This is a genomic window from Aquipluma nitroreducens (genome assembly GCF_009689585.1).
Lineage (GTDB): Bacteria > Bacteroidota > Bacteroidia > Bacteroidales > Prolixibacteraceae > Aquipluma > Aquipluma nitroreducens.
This window is the reverse complement of the sequence record NZ_AP018694.1, coordinates 3,743,870-3,763,429: the sequence shown is the minus strand read 5'-3', so window position 1 is coordinate 3,763,429 and position 19,560 is coordinate 3,743,870. Positions and strand designations below refer to the sequence as shown.

The following is a 19,560-nucleotide window of genomic DNA, read 5'->3' as shown; positions in this document are numbered from 1 at the left end:
GTTTAGACTTTTGAGACAGCCTCAGTTTAAAAATCATCCGCTTTCCTGAACTTTTTCATTTCGGCGTGTACTGAATGAAAAAGTATCCACATGAATCAGCAAAAAATAAATAACCTTACCGGATGGGGCGTCTTTGTCGTCTCGCTCATAATTTATGTTTTAACCCTTGAACCAACGCTAAGTCTTTGGGATTGCGGCGAATTTTTAACTTCGGCTTACAAACTCGAAATCAACCATTCGCCAGGAGCTCCGCTATTTATGCTTTTGGGACGCATTTTTTCCCTTTTCAGCTTCGGAAATCCAACACATGCTGCCTACGCAATAAATCTCGTATCGGCAGTTGCGAGTGCGGCAACAATTTTATTCCTCTTTTGGACCATTGTTTGGTTGGTTTCAAAACTGGAACAAAAGCAAGGCCGCCAATTCCCTCTATTCCTGAAATTCGGAGCCGCAGCAATTGGAGCTTTATCGTTTGCCTTCACCGATTCGTTTTGGTTCTCGGCAGTTGAAGCCGAAGTTTATGCACTTTCATCACTTTTTAGTGCAGTTGTACTTTGGGCAGCCACGCGCTGGGAACGCGAAGCCGACCAACCCGATTCATCGCGATGGATTGTGCTGATCTTTTTCCTGATTGGGCTTTCTATTGGAGTGCATCTGCTGAATCTGCTGGTCATCCCATCAGTTGGACTTATCATCTATTTCAGGAAATATAACTACTCGCTAAAGGGATTAATAGCAGCTATCCTGATCAGCGGAATCGGCATTGTTTCATTGCTTCAGATTTTTATCCCCGGAATTCTCGATTTATCCAAGAATCTGGAACTATTTTTTGTAAACAGCCTGCATTTCCCCATTCATTCCGGATTAATTACCTATGTTATTTTGCTCATTGCATTGCTTTCAGGAGGAATCATATACAGCCACCGAAAACAGTTGCCCAAACTCAATCTGGCTTTACTGTGCCTCACCTTCTTATTAGTCGGATATACATCGTATGTGGCAACAATTGTCAGGGCTTCGGCCAATGTTCCCGTCAATCAGGGCGATCCTGAAACAACTTTTAGCCTTCTGAATTACCTAAACCGCGAACAGTACGGCACTCGCCCCATCTTATACGGCGAAAATTTCGCTTCGGTGGTTACCGGATACAAAGAGCGCGAAACCTGGATTGCCAAAGATGGAAAATACATCAAAAGTAAACTGAATGCAAAAATTGAATACGATCCAAGAACCATTGGATTCTTTCCACGAATGCACAGCAACGATCCTGAACACATTGACGCGTATAAAAAACAGTTCAATTTTAAAGGGCGTAGGGTGATGACAACCGATGAAGATGGAAAACAAACAGAAATAATCGTACCCACTTTTCATGAAAACCTATCATTTTTCCTGAACTACCAACTGGGTTTCATGTACATCCGGTACTTCATGTGGAATTTTGCTGGCCGCCAAAACGACATCCAGGGAACTGGCGGATTACTGAACGGAAACTGGCAATCGGGAATTCCGCTAATCGACAAACAGGTTGCCGGACCACAGGAAAACCTGCCCACATCAGCAAAGGAAAACAAAGGACGAAATTCATACTACTTCCTTCCACTTATTCTGGGTCTGTTGGGTTTAGCTTTTCAATACCGAAACGATCGTCAAAACTTTCTGGTCACGGGTTTGCTCTTTTTCCTGATGAGTTTTGCGCTGGTTGCTTACCTCAACGAAGTTCCAAACACGCCACGCGAACGCGACTATGTTTATGTGGGTTCATTCTATGTTTTCTGCATCTGGATTGGATTCGGAGCATTGTTTCTGTTCAGTCAGTTTCAGAAATTGATGAAAGAAAAATTAGCGATTACCACCACATTGGCGGTATGTCTGCTTGCCTCGCCAATGCTTCTACTGTCTCAAAACTACGATGATCATGATCGCTCCGGAAGGTATTCGGCCCGCGATTTAGCCCGGAATTACCTCGAATCGTGCAAGCCGAATGCTATACTGTTCACTCATGCCGACAACGATACCTATCCGTTGTGGTACCGCCAGGAAGTGGAAGGCATTCGCCGCGATGTTCGCGTTGTGGTGATGCCCTATTTGTCGGCTGAATGGTACATCGGCCAATTGCAACGAAAAATCTACGAAAACGAACCATTAAAAATGACGGTTCCACTCGAAAAATATCAAACCGGACAACTCGATTACGTGTATGTTGTTCCAAAAATTGAGACAGAGCAACACATGACCGATGTTCTTGAATTTGTGGCCAGCGACTCATCGAAAACTAAACTGACTGTTGAAAATGGTGAACAAATCAGTTACATTCCGGTAAATAAAATCAGGCTGCAATTTCCAGATCAGGAACCGATTCATTTTGAACTCAACAAAAGAGCCATTAACAAGGGAGACCTCGCTTTCTACGATATTATTTCTTCCAACCAGGGGAAGCGTCCCATTTGCTTTACGACTTGGGTTGACCCCGATGAACATGGATTGAAAAATAACCTGATTTACGACGGATTGGTTTACCGGCTAACTGATCAAAAGACCGACAGTAGTTCAATTCTCGACATTGGTAAAATTGAAACTGAAAATCTGTACACCAACCTGATGCAAAAATGCAACTGGGACAATCTGGCCGATCCATCGATTAATTTCGACTGGCACCACCGGCGCATGTTTGCCACCATGCAAATCAGAAATGCTTTTTATCGCCTCGCCAATCAATTGACGGAGGAAAAACAGCCTGAGAAAGCGACGGAAGTTTTGAAGAAAGCAGAACAAGTCATGAGTCTGAAAAATTGGCCTGTAGATTATCAAAGTATTCTGTTGGCTAGTTTATATGAGCGAAACGGGCAGAAACAATTGGGAGAAGTTCGGTTCCAGAATCTGGCCAAATCGCTTGAAGAAGGACTGAAATATTACTCAAGCTTCCCGTCGAATCAGAAAGAATCCGTTTTGGATGAAGCCAGTTTTCAATTGTCGCTGTACAACGAACTGATAAAACAAGCCGCAGATACACTTCCGGAATCCGAATTAAAAAGCATGAAAGAAAAGTTGATGGTATTTGCCGGAAAACTTGAATAATTTCGCTTGATCTATTCATCCGATGACTTCGAGTCATCAGATGAATTCTGCAGCATAAAAACAAATGCCGCATAGAACGAAACTTCTATGCGGCATTTCTATTTAAAAGGATTCTTGGATCAATTCAAACTATCGACACGAAGTGAATCGACCAACTGAATAAAATGGGCGCTATCGGCAACCAGAAAGCGTTGGCTGGAAATGGAATCGCTTGCACTGATCTTTCCGGAGTCGAAAGTAAATTGGTTATTGAAAATTGAAAAGAAAAGTATCATCGACACCATGACTGTTTTCACAGCAAAACTTTGTCCTGAAAATAACCATCCGGCGAAACTCGAAAACGAATTCTGCCTCACTCTGGTTTTGCTATTCTTCAATAAAAATGCATACATCAGGCGATCTTCTACAGCCTTATCTGGTTCACCAATACGATCGTTACGAAGCGCTTTTGAAATCAATTGTTCTGAATTCTTATTCATGATGTTTGGTCTTAAAATTCAATTTCATCTTTTAAATATTCCAGCTTTTCAGCCAGCAGTTTTTTCGCATAAAACAGCCGCGATTTGACTGTTCCTTCCGGAAGTTCCAATATTTCGGCTACTTCTTTAATCGAAAACCCCTCGCGATACCGCAGCAAAAAAGCCGAGCGATGCTCTTCTCCCAGCGAATCAAGTGTCGCAAAAATCTTTTCGACAACCTGTTCGTGTTCAATGCTCGAATCCGATAAATAATCGATTTGAGGTTCCAAAGCTTCAGCTTCCTGAAATTCCTGACGAATGCCACGCCTGCGGTATTCGTTTTTGCACATGTTGTTGGCAACCGAATACAGCCAGGTCGAAAACCGATACTCCGGATTATAACTTTCAGGCTTTTCAATCAATTTCATAAAAAGCTCCTGCAAAAAATCATTGGCAGAATCGGCCGAATTCCCCAGCATCCGATAAAAATAATAGTACATCCGGTCTTTATACCGAAGGTAAAGTTCGCTGAAAGCAGCCTGATCACCCGAAACGATTTGCTGCATCAGTTCGCTGTCGCTATAAGCTCTATTTTTTCTCCGGAAAATCAATTCGCCGATTTTTTTAAGATTAACCAAATAAGTGCCGAATACGAACCAATAATTACCAGTGGAGCTAAAGTAATTCGCCGAAAACTGAATACCTCAGGATTAAAAACATTCGGATCACTGGAACTGCCTCCACTCATCAACACAAAGCCCAAAATTATGAAACTGAGTATCAGAATCAAAATCTGGTATTTCTTTTTGGTAAAGATCATGATTTTTAGTTTCTGTACACGCCAAAAACGAAAGGTTCATCAGGAATGAAAAAAAATATGAATATCAGGTTGTATATCCAGTTGATCCAACTTTTGGGGCTTCACCCCAAACCCCAATTACTTTTTTGTCTTAAGACAAAAAAGTAATCAAAAAAAGTCAAGGCTACGCCCGATTCGCTCGAAAAACTAGCGCTAGACGGCTAAAATCTTTTAAACTCGCCTAACGGCTCAAACAGAAAAGATTTTATAACGCCGTCCTCACTTGTTTTTCGGCTCACCGGCCGAGGCCGATCTGTCGAGAATGGACTGCTTCTCATTTTAGGTAAAAAAAATGGATATCGATTTAAAAAAAATCGCCACTAAAAGAATTTTCAGATTCCCTTAGTGGCGATTTCATTCAATAGATCTCTGATTTATACCCTACTCCATGGAATAGCTGCCAGAATAATAACTAAAGCCAACAGATAGAAAATAGTTGCTGTTTTAAATTTAGCCAAATCTGTCTTGGCTTTTTTCGATTTGGCACGACCAATGTGAACCAGAACAACGGCAATTAACATCATCGAAAAATGCTCGACAGCGTAAAATCGAATTCCGGAATCTTTCATGGCGGCTCCAAAATCGGACATCGCCAACTTGGTAATCGGACTCAGGAAGAAATAAAGCACCAACCCAGTCAACAACTGGATATCCATGAGCGAAGTAAAAACAATGCCCAAAATATTATCGCTCTTTTTCCAGGGCTGATTACCCAGCCATCCTGAAACATATTTAACCAGGGTAATAACCAGGCTGAGCAGAATTAACCAGCGTAAGGTATTGTGTAAATGTAAAAAACCAGTGTACATGTTTTCTGAAATTAAAGTGTTTCGATACTAAACGAATGAAACCCGTTTTGGTTGAAAAAATTAATTCTGAAACAGTTCAAGTCCACCAATCGTTCGAATTCCGGGCACATTTTCCAACGACAAACGAATCATTTTTGATGCCAGTAAATCGACAGGAGTTGGCTTGTACGCTCTCAGCATAAACCTTGTCACAAAACGACTCAAGATCAGGCCGACCTTCTCTCCTGCCCTTTTCTCCTGACGATTGCCATCCAAAATAGAAGGCCGTATAATAAACAACTTTTTAAACGGCAGTTTGGCAACAGCATCTTCCAGTTCGCCTTTCATCCGCGAATAAGACACTGATGATTGTGGATTGGCACCCAACGACGAGACTAACAGGTAAGCATCAACCCCGTTTTCTGAAGCTGCTTTGGCAAATTCGTACTGGTAGGTAAAATCAACCCGATACTGATTTTCTTTGGTTTTCGCCGTTTTAATGGTTGTGCCCAATGTCGAAAATAGCACGTCCCCCTTAACCAGATGTATCCAGCTTTCTGTCTGATCAAAGTCGATGATTTGTTCTTCAAGCTTTGGGTGAACAATACCCGTCGATCTGCGAACAAAAATCCGGACTTTTTCAAATTCAGAATGATCAAGCAATTGCGCCAGCAATTCATGTCCAACGAGTCCGCTTGCTCCAATTACATTTGCTGTTTGTCGCATATTATTTTCTTTTTACAATGTCGTCATTTAAGATTTGCTCAAAATGATCGGTAATCGTTTTTTCAAACGGAATAAACTCGATTCCCAAATCTTTTCGGATATAACTGCTGTCAAATTTCAAATCAATCCCAACATTCAGTTTTACGTATTTTCGGGTAAAACCGGCAAGGGGAGCAATCAGCCAGAACAGCCATTTCGGAACAAATCCCTTTGGTAGCGGATATTTCGGATAACTTGCCTTAATGACATTCGCCATATCTAAAAATGTTTTTTGCTCGGATACACAGATATGACGACCAGAAGCCGTCTGGCTAAAACCAGCCAGAATATGAGCTTTTGCAACATCGCGAACGTCGATAAATCCCATTTCGCCTGAAGGAACACCTGTTTTAAATTTACCGGTTGCCAACTGAATCATGATGTCAATACTGGTTGAATCGGTTCGTTTGCTAAGTGATGGCCCCATTATAAATCCGGGATTAATTGTCAGAAGATCCCATCGATTTTGCTTGCCAGCCATTTCCCAGGCCAGCTTCTCGGCCAATGTTTTCGAATAGGGATAAGGTTGATGATCAACCGAACTCGAAAAGTTCCAATCCTCTTCTGTAAAAATTCCATTTGCTGTTTTCTGAATATCTACAGCATCGCCATAAATGGCCACAATGCTTGAAGTCAACACAACACGCTTTACACTTTCTGTCGAATTTACCGACTCCAGCACATTTCTCGTTCCTTCAAGCGCAGGCTCAACCAACTCTTTTTGGGCATTTTTTAATCCTGAAATTTTAAATGGCGATGCTGTGTGAATAACCAGTTCGCAGCCAGCCATGGCTTCAGTGAAACTTCCTTTCTTAAGCAGATCAGCCTCAAAGAAGGTCAATGTCCCCTTGCTTTTTACAGCTAATGCCGTCAGATGTGCCGATTTATCTTTTTGAGACAGGTTTCGAACTGTTGTCCGAACCTCTTTCCCTTCATCCAATAATTGTTTAATAATCCACGAAGCCAGGTAACCGGTACCTCCTGTAACTAAAATTGGTTTTGATTGATCTATAGTTTTCATGATCTATTTAATTAATCTTAAAAGAGTTGAATAAAATTAGAAATATTATTGTATTAAGTTGTTTCAAAACCAGAAAAGCAATAAAATGGCTAAATTCGTCAAACCTTACTAACAACAAAACTCAGAATAAACCATGAAACGAATACTACTACTTTTTGTTTTAGGAGTGTTTTTAAACGTAAACGCTCAGGAAATCATATGGCAAGGCCCATCAGTTAATTTCAGAAATGGCAAACTCAAAGTTTCCGCGAACAAGCGATTTCTCGAATTTGAAAATGGTGCAAATTTCTTTTATCTCGCTGATACCGGATGGGAACTTTTTCACCGCCTGACCAAGCAGGATGCAGATAAATATCTGGAAAACCGCCGGCAGAAAGGGTTCACGGTTATTCAGGCAGTAGCATTGGCCGAGCTCGACGGATTAAATACGCCCAATATGAAGGGCGAAAAACCACTCGTCGATAATGATCCTGCTCAACCGAACGAAAAATATTTTGCACATGTCGATTGGGTTATCAAAAAAGCAGAAGAGAAAGGTATTTTCATAGGACTTCTGCCCACCTGGGGCGACAAAGTCGATAAGCAATGGGGCATCGGACCAGTCATCTTCAACAAAGAAAATGCTTTTCAATATGGGAAATGGATTGGTAACCGCTATAAAGATTACCCGAACATCATATGGATCAATGGAGGCGACCGTCAGGGTGGTGGTGCAAATTTTGAAGTCTGGAATGCTTTGGCTACCGGAATAAAATCGGTGGATAAAAACCATCTGATGACTTTTCACCCTTGGGGAGGATCAAGCTCGTCGAAATGGTTTCAAAATCAGGATTGGCTCGATTTCAATATGATGCAAACCGGGCATGGCGAACGCTCGTATGCAGCTTATAAAAAACTTCTGATTCCAGATTACCAGCTTCAACCCGTAAAACCTACGTTTAACGGGGAACCGCGCTACGAAGATCATCCGCATGATTGGAAACCTGAAATTCTGGGTTGGTTCGACGAGGCCGATGTTCGTCAGGCGGCTTACTGGAATTTATTTTCAGGAGGATTTGGACATACTTATGGTTGCCATGCCATTTGGCAAATGCTGACTCCCGAAAGAGCCCCGGTGGGTTTTGCCCGTCACACCTGGTACGATGATCTTGATTTACCCGGAGCGGGTGATATGATCAATGTTCGTCGACTCATGGAAAGCCGGCCCATGACCGAAAGAATTCCATTTCAGGAATTACTAACCAACGATTACATGCCCGAAACTGACTACATTGTAGCGACCAAAGGTAAAAGCTATGCTTTTGTTTACATTCCGACAGGTTGGGCTGCAAATATTAATCTTGAAAAATTGGGCTGGAAACAATCGGTTATTTGGTGGTACAATCCACGCACGGGTGAAACGACCAAGCTGAAAGAGCTTGCCAACAGCGGAATTCAGGAATTTAAACCTACAACCAGCGGACGCGGAAACGACTGGATTCTGGTAATCGACAATAAAGAGACAAACTTCGGAACTCCAGGAAAATAAGCAATATACACTCCTACATTTTCAACAAGAATCTAACGATCAGACAGTCAACTAAAATTCATTTGGCTTGTTTAGTATTCTATTTCGTATATAAAACTCTTTTATAAACCTAATTAGAATAACAATGACCGCAAAAATTCACAGTTTAGGAGGCTACATCCACGAATACCAGAAAAGTATTGCCAACCCCGAAGCTTTTTGGGCTGAAGTTGCCGAAGATTTCTATTGGCACAAACGCTGCGATAAAGTTCTCGAATGGGACTTCGAAGGTCCTTCGATCAAATGGTTTTCTGGAGGAAAATTAAACATTACTGAAAATATTTTTGAGCGAAATCTGTACACAATTGGTAATCAACCTGCCCTAATCTGGGAACCTAACAATCCGGACGAACAATCAAGAACATTAACTTATAGCGAATTATACCTGGAAGTCAATCGATTTGCCAATTCGCTCAAAAACCTTGGAGTCCTGAAAGGCGATCGGGTGGCTATTTACATGCCAATGATACCGGAACTGACCATTGCCATGCTGGCCTGTGCCCGAATTGGCGCCATTCATTCAGTCGTTTTTGCCGGCTTCTCGGCTGCTTCACTGGCTGATCGGATTATTGATGCCGAAGCAAAAATTGTATTGACTGCCGATGGAGGTTTCCGTGGCGAAAAAATAACCCCGCTTAAAAATATAGTTGACGAAGCTTTGCAGAGTTGTCCCGGCGTTGAAACAGTGATTGTTTATGAGCGAACCAAATCGAACATTAAAATGGTCGAAGGCCGCGACATCTGGTGGCACAAGGCTATTGAGGGGCAATCAGACGAATGCGTAGCAGAAGAAATGGATGCCGAAGATAATCTGTTCATCCTTTACACTTCAGGATCTACGGGCAAACCTAAAGGAATTGTGCATACTACGGCTGGCTACATGGTCTATTCGGCCTATACTTTTCACAATGTATTTCAGTACAATGCCGGTGATATTTATTTCTGCACGGCCGACATTGGCTGGATTACCGGCCATTCGTACATTGTTTATGGCCCGCTCCTGAATGGCGCACAAACACTGATGTTTGAGGGAATTCCAACATGGCCCGATGCCGGACGTTTCTGGGATATTGTTGACAAATACAAAGTCAACCAATTTTATACCGCACCAACTGCAATTCGCTCACTGTTGGCAATGGGCATGGAACACATAACCAATAAGGATTTGTCGTCACTGAAAGTGTTGGGAACCGTTGGTGAGCCCATCAACGAAGAAGCCTGGCATTGGTATCACGACCACATTGGGCGCAACCGTTGTCCGATTGTGGATACCTGGTGGCAAACCGAAACCGGTGGAGTAATGATCAGTCCATTGCCGGGAATCATACCAACAAAACCTTCGTTTGCAACTTTGCCACTGCCTGGAATTCAGCCGGTAATAGTGAATGAAGTAGGAAAAGAACTCACAGGGAATAGTGTAAAAGGAAACCTCTGCATGAAATTCCCATGGCCCGGTATGGCACGCACCATTTGGGGCGACCACGACCGTTTCAGGCAGACGTATTTCTCAACTTTCAGGAACATGTATTTCACCGGAGATGGAGCACAGCGCGACGAAGACGGATATTACCGCATCCTTGGCCGTGTTGACGATGTGATTAACGTTTCAGGACACCGGCTCGGTACTGCTGAAATCGAGAATGCCATCAATGCTCACCCGTTGGTAAACGAATCGGCAGTGGTTGGCTATCCACATTCGATTAAAGGACAAGGGATTTACGCGTTCGTGGTTTGCGGCGAACTTTCGACCGGTGGCGAAGAAGGCATCCGGAAGAGCATCAAGATGGCAGTTACCAGCATGATTGGTCCATTTGCCCGGCCTGATTTAATCCAGTTGGTTCCGGGATTGCCGAAAACACGTTCAGGAAAAATCATGCGCCGCATACTCCGGAAAGTGGCCGAAGGCGATGCAACAAATCTGGGCGACATTACTACCCTGCTCGACGAAGATGTTGTTGTTAAAATTATTGACGGCGCATTGGTTGAAGTGAAAAGATAGTGGTCAGTTGCCAGTCACAGTTTTCATAGATTGTTACGAGTTAATGTTACCTGTAACGCGCAACCCGTAACTCGCAACTTTTTATTCCTCCATCAAGCCCATCGACTTGAAGACCATTTCGACAACTCCACGCCGACTTTCCTTGAATTTTTCAGTATTGTCTAAACCTGACTCAACATTACAGACGTAGAGCCAGGTATTTCCGTTTTGTTCCAGATAGCCAATCAGCCAACCAATGTTATTGCCATCCTGAACGGTCATTCCGGTTTTTCCGCTAAACGTCCAGTTGTCGGTCTTTTTCAGGATAATCAGTTTTTTGACCAGATCAATGTTTTCCTGAGAAAAAGGTAACTTGTTGGTGTAAAAATGAAGGATAAAATTCATCTGTTCCCAGGGAGTGATACGCGAATTACCCCAAAGCCAGAATTTATCGATGGTTTCCTTTGAGATGTCCATTTTCCCATAATCCGAATCGTCAACAAATTCCTTCATTCGCTCGGGCCCAATGCGCCGGGCTACTTCCTGAAAATAAGGTACAACCGAATATTGAATAGCGCTTGCCATGGTATGATCCCGATTCCATTCAGGGACAGTACTTGCAACACCATTCCAGGGAATCACCATGTTTTCATCAGTAATCACCCCGGTTTCAAGTCCAATTAACGAATTCAGAATTTTGAAAGTGGAGGCGGGCAGAAATCCCTGTTCGCAACGTGCTGAATTATAAATCTGGTAAATATCATTTTTTGTATCGTAAAGCAAAAAACATCCCTTCACTCCATATTCTTCAAAAAAAGGTTGAAAATGCGGCGGAACATCTTTTACCGTCTTTACTGTACACGAATTAAACCCAATAAAAAGAATCAGAACAATTCCTATTTTGAAAAACTTAGTCTGCATAGCTGTAAATTGGCAATTTAAACACATAAAAAAGGAGCAGCAATAGCCACTCCTTCAAAAGTATATTTTTTATTGGTTGGATTGAAAGTTTACAAGCCAAATCTATTCTAAAAATGTGAACTGCTATTTGGTAGCGGTTTCCAACCTTTTCATGATTGAGAAGATAACAGTAGCTGAAACCAAGATACAAACGATGAAAATGAGCCACAATTGCCACAATTCCAGTTTACCCCAGAAGAAACTACCAACAAATAAGAGTTTGTTTCCTACGGCAGTGGCCAAAAGCCATCCACCCTGCATTAATCCCTGAAAGCGCTGTGGTGCAACTTTCGACACAAACGAAAGTCCCATGGGGCTTAAGAATAATTCAGCAACAGTTAAAATCAAATAACTATTTATAAGCCAGTATGGCGAAACTCGTGAAGCTTCAGGAACGGCTTGCCCTGCCAAGGTATGAGGAGAAATCAAGCCAACAGACGCAATCAGAACAAGTAAAAATCCGCCAGCAGCAATGATCATTCCGATACCGATTTTCTTTGGTGTTGATGGCTCTTTCCCAGCTTTATTCAGCATAGCAAAAACACCCATCACCAGAGTTGTTAAAGCAACAATAAAGAGCGGGTTAAACGACTGGAAAACTTCAGGGGCAATCGCATTTGAAGATCCGTTTCCACTCATGAAATAATATGAGGCGCCGCCGCCAACAAGTGTCATCCCGGCACCAATCAGACGGGTAGTTGTTGTTTTTTCTTTTCCTATTAAAACGAACAAACCGGCTACGGTTGTGATAACTGCCAGAATCGACCACATATCAAAAAACAGGTAAGTAAAGGCTCCAACCTCTTTCACAATGTAGTCGCGAGCAAAGAATGTCAGTGTCAACCCATTTTGATGGAACGACATCCAGAAGAAAATCACAACAAAGAAAACCAAAATCAATGAGGTTACTTTTGGTTTTTCTTCCTTGGTCGAAATCATGGTAATCCAGGTTACGAAAGCAGCAAATAAACCAAAAGCCATTCCGGTCTTATAATCAAGAACCAATCCTGTCAAAACTGTTACAATAGTTGCAGCAACCAAAGATGCAAAAATAGCAATCGGACTGGTCTGTGAGCTATTGGCTTCCTCAGCGGTCTTAACCGTTTTTTTATCTGCTTTCTCAACTTGTTTTTCGGCGTTTGGAAGGTAACTCTGGAAGAAAATATAAACCAGCATGGAGATAATCATTGCTCCGGCTGCAATACCAAAAGCGTAATTATAACCACGAGAGAAAACTTCAAGGTAGTTGTGGGCAAAAGCGCCCAGATCGGTCACTGAACCTGAAACACTTGCTTTAGTGGCAAGTTCAGAGAACTGAGTGGTATCCGTTAAAGTGCCATTGATGTATTGGTGACAAAGTGAAGGAAGACTACCATCGTGCAATAAACCATTTTTGCCCAACCACCAGTTACGAATTCCGGTAGCAGCAAAAGGTGCGAAGAAAGCGCCAACATTTATACCCATGTAAAAAATCATGAAAGCCGAGTCCCTCATCTTCGAATACTTCGGATCGTCGTACAACTGGCCAACCACTGCCTGAAGGTTCCCTTTGAAGAGGCCATTTCCGAAAGCAATTACAAACAAACTGATTACCGTTACTGTCAGTGTCATTCCGGGAATAGCCAAAGATGCATAACCAGCAAGCATTATTGCAATTCCGGCGAAAATAACCAGCTTATACTTTTTGGTATAATCAGCCAAAATACCGCCAATCAGAGCCAAAGCATAAATTCCGAAGTAAAACCAGCTGTAAATATCACCAGCGGCCTGTTCTGTTAATCCAAATCTGGCCTGAAGAAACAGAACCAGAATAGCCATCATTGTGTAAAATCCAAAGCGTTCGCCCATGTTGGCAAAAAATGCCACTAAAAGCCCTCTGGGATGTCCTTTCAGCATAATTAGTTGTTTTTAGTAAATTAATTTTTGTTGTACGTTTTTGCAATAATGACAAATATAGTTAAGTTTTTATGGATTAAAATTTGACGTTTGTCAGTTGTCGGAAATATTAATCAGTAAATGAATACGATCCGGTCAATTCATCAAGCAAATCATACCTTAAAAAACATAAGCTACGGATGACAACTACGAATCCATAGTTTTCGCAGGTTTTCACTTTAAACTTTGTACTTTTGACTTTAAACTTGACTGAATGAAACTTTTTACCTGCAAACAAATCGCCGGAATTGATCAATTAACGATGAAGTTGGAGCCTGTTTTGTCCATCGATCTAATGGAACGGGCTTCGTTTCAGATTGCCGATTGGGTAATCAAGAACATCAATCATGACTGGCAGATATATCTTTTTGCCGGACCGGGGAACAATGGAGGCGATGCGCTGGCCGTGGCCCGAATGCTTGCCTGGAGTAATCTGAAATGCACGGTTTACCGGATCGATTTTGGCCGCGAACTCAAAGGCGATCCGGTCATCAACTGGCAGCGATTGGAAGAACAAAACCAGGTTATCCTGAGAAAAATAGATTCTGAAGATTCAATTCCTGAAATTCCTGTTGACGCAATAGTCATCGACGGACTTTTTGGCTCCGGATTAAATAAACCTTTGGATGGGCTTGCAAAAGAAATCGTCAAACAAATCAATCGATCCGGAGCTACAATCATTTCCATTGATATTCCGAGCGGACTGTTTGGGGAAGACAACTCGAAAAACGATCTTTCTGCAATAATCAAAGCCGACCATACACTCACTTTCCAATTTCCAAAACTCAGTTTTCTTTTTCCTGAAAATTGCGAATTTGTTGGTGATTGGACTGTTTTACCCATCGGATTGCATCCAAACGCGATTGAACAAACCGAAACTCCATACCATTTCCTGACCAAAAAATTCATTTCAGGAAAAATTAAACCGCGCGAAAAATTTTCGCACAAAGGAACATTTGGACATGCGCTATTGATTGCCGGAAGCTATGGGAAAATGGGAGCTTCGGTTCTGGCGTCGCAAGCCTGTTTGCGCTCCGGAGTTGGGTTATTGACCAGTCATGTTCCGCAGTCGGGTTACGAAATCATTCAAAATTCAGTTCCTGAAGCCATGACTTCGATTGATCCGTCGGAAACGGTTTTCTCCGAAGTGCCCGACATATCCAGGTATTCTGCCATTGGAATTGGCCCAGGACTGGATAAAAAGCAGGAAACGCAACAGGCTTTAAAAGCTTTACTTCAGGCAAAACCAAGCAAGCTGGTTATTGATGCCGATGCACTCAACATTTTGTCTGAAAATCAGGATTGGTACGATCTTCTGCCTGAAAATGCCATTCTGACACCGCATCCAAAAGAATTTGAGCGCTTGGCTGGAGCATCCTTCAACTCGTTTGAACGTTTGCAAAAGCAACTTCAGTTTTCAGCAAAATACAAAGTCATCGTAGTATGCAAAGGGGCACACAGTTGCATTACGCTACCCGATGGAAAAGTATTTTTTAACAGTACCGGAAACCCGGGAATGGCTACTGGCGGAAGTGGCGATGTTTTAACCGGAATTATTCTCGGATTGCTCGCACAAAATTACTCTGCGGAAGATGCAACCCTGATTGGGGTTTACCTCCACGGAATGGCTGGAGATCTGGCTGCAACTGAAATTGGAGAGTATTCGCTGATTGCCGGAGACCTAATCAGCCATCTTGGAAAAGCTTTTCTGCAACTCGAATAATATTTTGGCTATTTTTGGGTTTTAAATAACGATGGAAACAGAAACCAATTAAATTTTCAAAACGATGAAAACATCTATATTCACAATTATTTTACTGCTATTTACCTCAGCTCTTTTTGCAACCACAAAGGACGACAAGAAAAAAGACATCCCAGGTTCAACTTCAGGAGCAATCGAAGGCGTGGTTTACTCTTTGCCTCAAACAGGTATTCGTATTCATATCAAAGCAACCCGCGAACGCTTCGTGAATGGCCCATTCTGTAATTACGCATCGAAACTGCTCGGCATTGATAACGCCCCAACCACAAGCAGCGACCGTTGGAACATGGATGAAATGAGTTTGGAAACATTCAGCCAACCCGATCCTGATCAGGTTTACAAAGCACAGGGACAGGCCGCCCAGTTGGTTAGTCTGACTGAGTCTGGCGTTCTTGCCGGAATAAATGCCGACGTTAATGCTCAGGAATCAAAAATGGAAACCCAATCGTTCCTGACTAAAGATCTTCAAAACAGGGTAAGCTTTACCGATTTGTCGATCTGGAGTTTCTATTCGCCGACCGACTCGACCAAAAGTTATAAAATGGTTTCGAAAAACACCGATCAGAAAGCCGCCGAAGCTGCTGAAACCATCTTCAACCTTCGCAATTCGCGTTTTGCATTGCTAACCAATGCCGACGATGAACCACTTCCGGATGGGAAAGCGTTTGAAGTGATGCGCGACGAGTTGGCTAAAATGGAAGAAAATTACCTGGCCTTGTTTATCGGAAAATCATCGAAACAGAGCTATGAATTTAGTTTTGACTACATTCCCGGAGAAAAAACGGCCAAGGGCGAAGTCTTTTTCCGCTTCAGTGACGATCGTGGCGTTTTGCCAAAAGCTGATTTATCCGGTCGGCCAATTGTAATTGAAATTACAAAAGACGACAATCTGGCTTCGAAGCAAAATGCACTGAGCGCATCAGCCAATCCGGAAGCTGGCAAAAGTGGTTTATATTACCGCATGCCTGGCATGTCCGAAATTCGGATCATGGACGGAAGCAAACAACTGGCAGGAGCCCGAGCCCCTATCGCACAGTTTGGAACTACCGCGCCTGTTCCGGAGAATTTACTCGATGGAAGCTATAAACTCGAATTCTTTCCGAACACTGGAGCCATCAAAAGTATAACTGAAAATAAATAGACAATTGCAGATCCAATGCCTAAAATAAATGATCCCGGGAGAAAACTTCCGGGATTTTTTTTACTGAACTTTATCGTCGTTTCACCGAAGTATATTTTCTTATATTTAGCGCATTAAAAATCTACAAAACACTTTTCAACATGAATGAAATAAAAGCGACTCTTCGCGACTCTAAAACCGCCCGATGGATGGTGCTCATACTGGTATCGTTTACCATGATGTGTGCCTATTATTTAACCGATGCCATGGCTCCTTTGCAGGAAAGGCTTCAGGCTAATTTATCATGGTCGGCCTCCGACTACGGATTTTTCACCAGCGGATACGGTTGGTTTAACGTGTTTTTGCTGATGCTTGTATTCAGTGGGATGATCCTCGACAAAATGGGCGTTCGCTTTACAGGAATCCTCTCCATCGGAATCATGTTGATTGGTGCAGCCATTAAATACTGGGCTATTTCAGGACATGTTCAGGGAATGTTTGAATTAAATATTTTGGGCTGGCAGGCTATTTCCTCATCAGCTAAATCATCCGTAGTTGCCGGATTCGGATTTGCCATTTTCGGGGTAGGCTGCGAAATGTTCGGAATCGCCGCCAACAAAGCGGTAGTTCGCTGGTTCCGCGGAAAGGAAATGGCGCTGGCCATCGGATTAAATACTTCAACAGGCCGTATCGGTACTGCATTGGCCATGTTCACACCAATACCTTTGGTTCGAATGACTGGAGACATCAGTGCACCTGTTCTCCTTGCATTGGTTTTGCTGTGTATTGGGATGTTGGTTTTTATTCTTTTCACCGTCATGGACCGCAAGCTGGACAAGGAAGATGCCGATGCCGGTGTAGCTGCTGACGAAGAATTTAAATTCGCCGATATTCTTGAAATTGGTAAAAACCGTGCGTTCTGGTACATTACTACTTTGTGCGTGTTATTCTATTCGGCAGTTTTCCCTTTTATCAAATATGCTGTAAATCTCATGGTTCAGAAATTTGATATAAGCGACTCATTCGCCGGCTATATTCCAGCTTTATTGCCCTTCGGTGCGTTGCTTTTAACCCCTGTATTCGGCAACTTATTCGATAAAAAAGGGAAAGGCGCTACCATCATGATCATTGGTTCGATTTTGCTGGTTTGTGTTCACCTTTTGTTCTCAATTCCTTCGTTAAACAGTTTCCCAATTGCCATCGGATTAGTAATCTTGTTGGGAATTGCTTTCTCGATGGTGCCTGCAGCGATGTGGCCATCAATTGCCAAGATTATTCCTCACAGCAAACTGGGAACTGCTTATGCCATGACGTTTTGGGTTCAGAACTGGGGATTGATGGGTGTTCCATTGCTTATTGGCGTTGTTTTGGATAAATACTGTATAACTGGCACAATAACTAAATTGGTTGACGGTAAAGAGCAAGTCATTACTCAATACAATTACATGATCCCAATGCTCATATTTGCATTCTTTGGATTTCTTGCCATTGGCTTTGCCTTACTCCTGAAGGCTGAAGACCGCAAAAAAGGATACGGATTGGAAAGACCAAACATTAAGGAATAATTTCCTGAATTGAAAAATATCAAAAACCTGCATCCAATTAAACGAATGCAGGTTTTTTTATTGTTTCGTTTCAGAACAAACTACACAGATTAATTGTACTTTTAGATGCTGACGTTTTTGCGCTAAAATGGAATAGATTTCAGAATGTCGGAAGCCAAGAACAATGCACCTGAAACGAGTGTTTACAATCATTTTTCGATCGAATTTTATTTTAAAAACAACTATATGAGTAACGAAATCTCAAAATTAACACCCAACGAAGTTTGGGAAAATTTCTACCAGTTGACGCGGATTCCGCGTCCTTCTCATCATGAAGAGCAAATCCGTCAGTTTATTGCTGATTTTGGCAAAAGCCTCGGATTGGAAACCATTCAGGATGAAGCAGGAAACGTTATTATCCGCAAACCGGCCACTGCCGGAATGGAGAACCGTAAAGGAGTAATTCTTCAGGGACACCTCGATATGGTGCCACAAAAAAACAGCGACAAAGACCACGATTTTGCCAAAGATCCGATTGAAACCATCATCGATGGCGAATGGGTAAGAGCAAACGGAACAACGCTTGGCGCCGACAACGGGATTGGAGTTGCTGCTGCAATGGCTGTTCTGGCATCGAAAGACCTTGCACACGGTCCGGTTGAAGCATTGTTTACTGCTACCGAAGAAACCGGTATGGACGGAGCTAATGGTCTAAAATCGGGAATTCTGAAAGGCGACATCCTGATTAACATGGACTCTGAAGACGAAGGCGAATTGTACGTGGGCTGCGCCGGCGGTGAAGATGCCACTGCAAAGTTTAGCTTTACTGAAGTTCCGGTTCCTGCCGAATCAATCGCTTTTAAGCTGAACATTACCGGTTTGAAAGGTGGACATTCAGGATTGGACATTAATCTGGGGCGCGGAAATGCCAACAAAATTTTCTTCCGTGTTCTGAAAGAAGCTTACAAAGTTTGTGGCCTTCGTTTAGCAGCTATCAACGGAGGAAACCTTCGCAATGCCATACCTCGCGAGGCTTTTGGAATAGTTACGGTTCCGTATGCAACTGCCGACAAACTCGTTGGATTGATTGCCGGTTTAACGACGATCATCAAACGCGAACTTTCGACAACCGAGCCAACACTGAAGATTGAATTGGCGAAAACTGAGATGCCCGCTTCGCTCATCGACGAACAGACTCAGATTAACCTCACTCATGCCATTGTTGCCTGCCCTAACGGAGCCATCCGCATGAGCGACAGCATGCCAGGACTTGTTGAAACTTCAACGAACCTGGCCATTGTGAAATCGGACAATGAAACGAAAACAATCAGTGTTTCATGTCTGATGCGCAGTTCAGTCGATTCAGCCCGTGCAGAACTGGGATCGCGTATGGATTCGGTATTTTCACTGGCCGGAGCCAAAGTAACCTTAACCGGTGGTTACCCGGGATGGAAACCCAACATGGAGTCGCCTATTCTGAAAACTATGCTTCAGGTTTACAATGACAAATTCGGTCGAATTCCTGAAATTAAAGCGATTCACGCCGGGTTGGAATGTGGAATTCTGGGTGGAACTTATTCTCATTGGGATATGATCTCATTTGGACCAACAATCCGCTTCCCACACTCACCCGACGAAAAAGTAAATATCGAATCGGTCATCAAATTCTGGGACTTTTTGGTTGAAACACTGAAGAATATTCCGGCGAAATAGCATTCTTTTCTA

15 protein-coding genes are annotated in these 19,560 nt (G+C 42.7%); 7 read left to right on the top strand and 8 right to left on the bottom strand.

The annotated features are described in order from the left end of the window. Positions 1–90 precede the first annotated feature (90 nt). Positions 91–3,078, top strand: a complete 2,988-nt coding sequence (locus AQPE_RS15765) for a glycosyltransferase family 117 protein (RefSeq protein ID WP_318347462.1) — start codon at positions 91–93, stop codon at positions 3,076–3,078. Between the two features lie 119 nt (positions 3,079–3,197). Here AQPE_RS15765 and AQPE_RS15760 read toward each other — a convergent pair whose 3' ends face one another. The 6 genes from AQPE_RS15760 to AQPE_RS15735 form a co-directional block, all read right to left on the bottom strand. Next, on the bottom strand, positions 3,198–3,557 hold the full coding sequence (locus tag AQPE_RS15760; protein ID WP_318347461.1) for a hypothetical protein: 360 nt from the start codon (positions 3,555–3,557) through the stop codon (positions 3,198–3,200). Positions 3,558–3,568: 11 nt separating this feature from the next. After that, positions 3,569–4,147, bottom strand: a complete 579-nt coding sequence (locus AQPE_RS15755; RefSeq protein ID WP_318347460.1) for an RNA polymerase sigma factor — start codon at positions 4,145–4,147, stop codon at positions 3,569–3,571. Continuing rightward, complete coding sequence (locus AQPE_RS15750) at positions 4,144–4,356, bottom strand: DUF3098 domain-containing protein (protein ID WP_318347459.1); 213 nt, start codon at positions 4,354–4,356, stop codon at positions 4,144–4,146. Before AQPE_RS15750 ends, AQPE_RS15755 begins: the two co-directional genes overlap by 4 nt. Positions 4,357–4,769: 413 nt before the next feature. After that, positions 4,770–5,204, bottom strand: coding sequence for a hypothetical protein (locus AQPE_RS15745; RefSeq protein WP_318347458.1), 435 nt, complete (start codon positions 5,202–5,204; stop codon positions 4,770–4,772). 60 nt (positions 5,205–5,264) lie between these two features. Further along, positions 5,265–5,909 carry an NAD(P)H-binding protein gene (locus tag AQPE_RS15740; RefSeq protein WP_318347457.1) on the bottom strand — a complete coding sequence of 215 codons (645 nt, stop codon included), beginning with the start codon at positions 5,907–5,909 and terminating at the stop codon, positions 5,265–5,267. Position 5,910: 1 nt separating this feature from the next. Next, positions 5,911–6,969, bottom strand: a complete 1,059-nt coding sequence (locus AQPE_RS15735; RefSeq protein ID WP_318347456.1) for an SDR family oxidoreductase — start codon at positions 6,967–6,969, stop codon at positions 5,911–5,913. 133 nt (positions 6,970–7,102) lie between these two features. Between AQPE_RS15735 and AQPE_RS15730 the strand changes: the two genes are divergently transcribed. Beyond that, positions 7,103–8,497: a glycoside hydrolase family 140 protein gene (locus tag AQPE_RS15730; protein ID WP_318347455.1), complete on the top strand. Its 1,395-nt coding sequence runs from the start codon at positions 7,103–7,105 to the stop codon at positions 8,495–8,497. 124 nt (positions 8,498–8,621) lie between these two features. Next, positions 8,622–10,535, top strand: a complete 1,914-nt coding sequence (gene acs / locus AQPE_RS15725; protein ID WP_318347454.1) for an acetate--CoA ligase — start codon at positions 8,622–8,624, stop codon at positions 10,533–10,535. A gap of 81 nt (positions 10,536–10,616) precedes the next feature. Here the strand turns inward: acs and AQPE_RS15720 are convergent, their stop codons facing one another. Continuing rightward, positions 10,617–11,435, bottom strand: a complete 819-nt coding sequence (locus AQPE_RS15720; RefSeq protein WP_318347453.1) for a penicillin-binding transpeptidase domain-containing protein — start codon at positions 11,433–11,435, stop codon at positions 10,617–10,619. Between the two features lie 123 nt (positions 11,436–11,558). Beyond that, positions 11,559–13,370 (bottom strand): peptide MFS transporter, encoded by a 1,812-nt coding sequence (locus tag AQPE_RS15715; RefSeq protein ID WP_318347452.1) that lies wholly within the window; start codon positions 13,368–13,370, stop codon positions 11,559–11,561. Positions 13,371–13,623: 253 nt separating this feature from the next. Between AQPE_RS15715 and AQPE_RS15710 the strand changes: the two genes are divergently transcribed. The 4 genes from AQPE_RS15710 (at position 13,624) to AQPE_RS15695 (ending at position 19,548) form a co-directional block, all read left to right on the top strand. Further along, complete coding sequence (locus tag AQPE_RS15710; protein ID WP_318347451.1) at positions 13,624–15,132, top strand: NAD(P)H-hydrate dehydratase; 1,509 nt, start codon at positions 13,624–13,626, stop codon at positions 15,130–15,132. Between the two features lie 64 nt (positions 15,133–15,196). After that, positions 15,197–16,312 carry a DUF4831 family protein gene (locus tag AQPE_RS15705; RefSeq protein ID WP_318347450.1) on the top strand — a complete coding sequence of 372 codons (1,116 nt, stop codon included), beginning with the start codon at positions 15,197–15,199 and terminating at the stop codon, positions 16,310–16,312. A gap of 140 nt (positions 16,313–16,452) precedes the next feature. Beyond that, positions 16,453–17,856, top strand: a complete 1,404-nt coding sequence (locus tag AQPE_RS15700; protein ID WP_318347449.1) for an MFS transporter — start codon at positions 16,453–16,455, stop codon at positions 17,854–17,856. 225 nt (positions 17,857–18,081) lie between these two features. After that, positions 18,082–19,548 carry an aminoacyl-histidine dipeptidase gene (locus tag AQPE_RS15695; RefSeq protein WP_318347448.1) on the top strand — a complete coding sequence of 489 codons (1,467 nt, stop codon included), beginning with the start codon at positions 18,082–18,084 and terminating at the stop codon, positions 19,546–19,548. Positions 19,549–19,560: the final 12 nt, after the last annotated feature.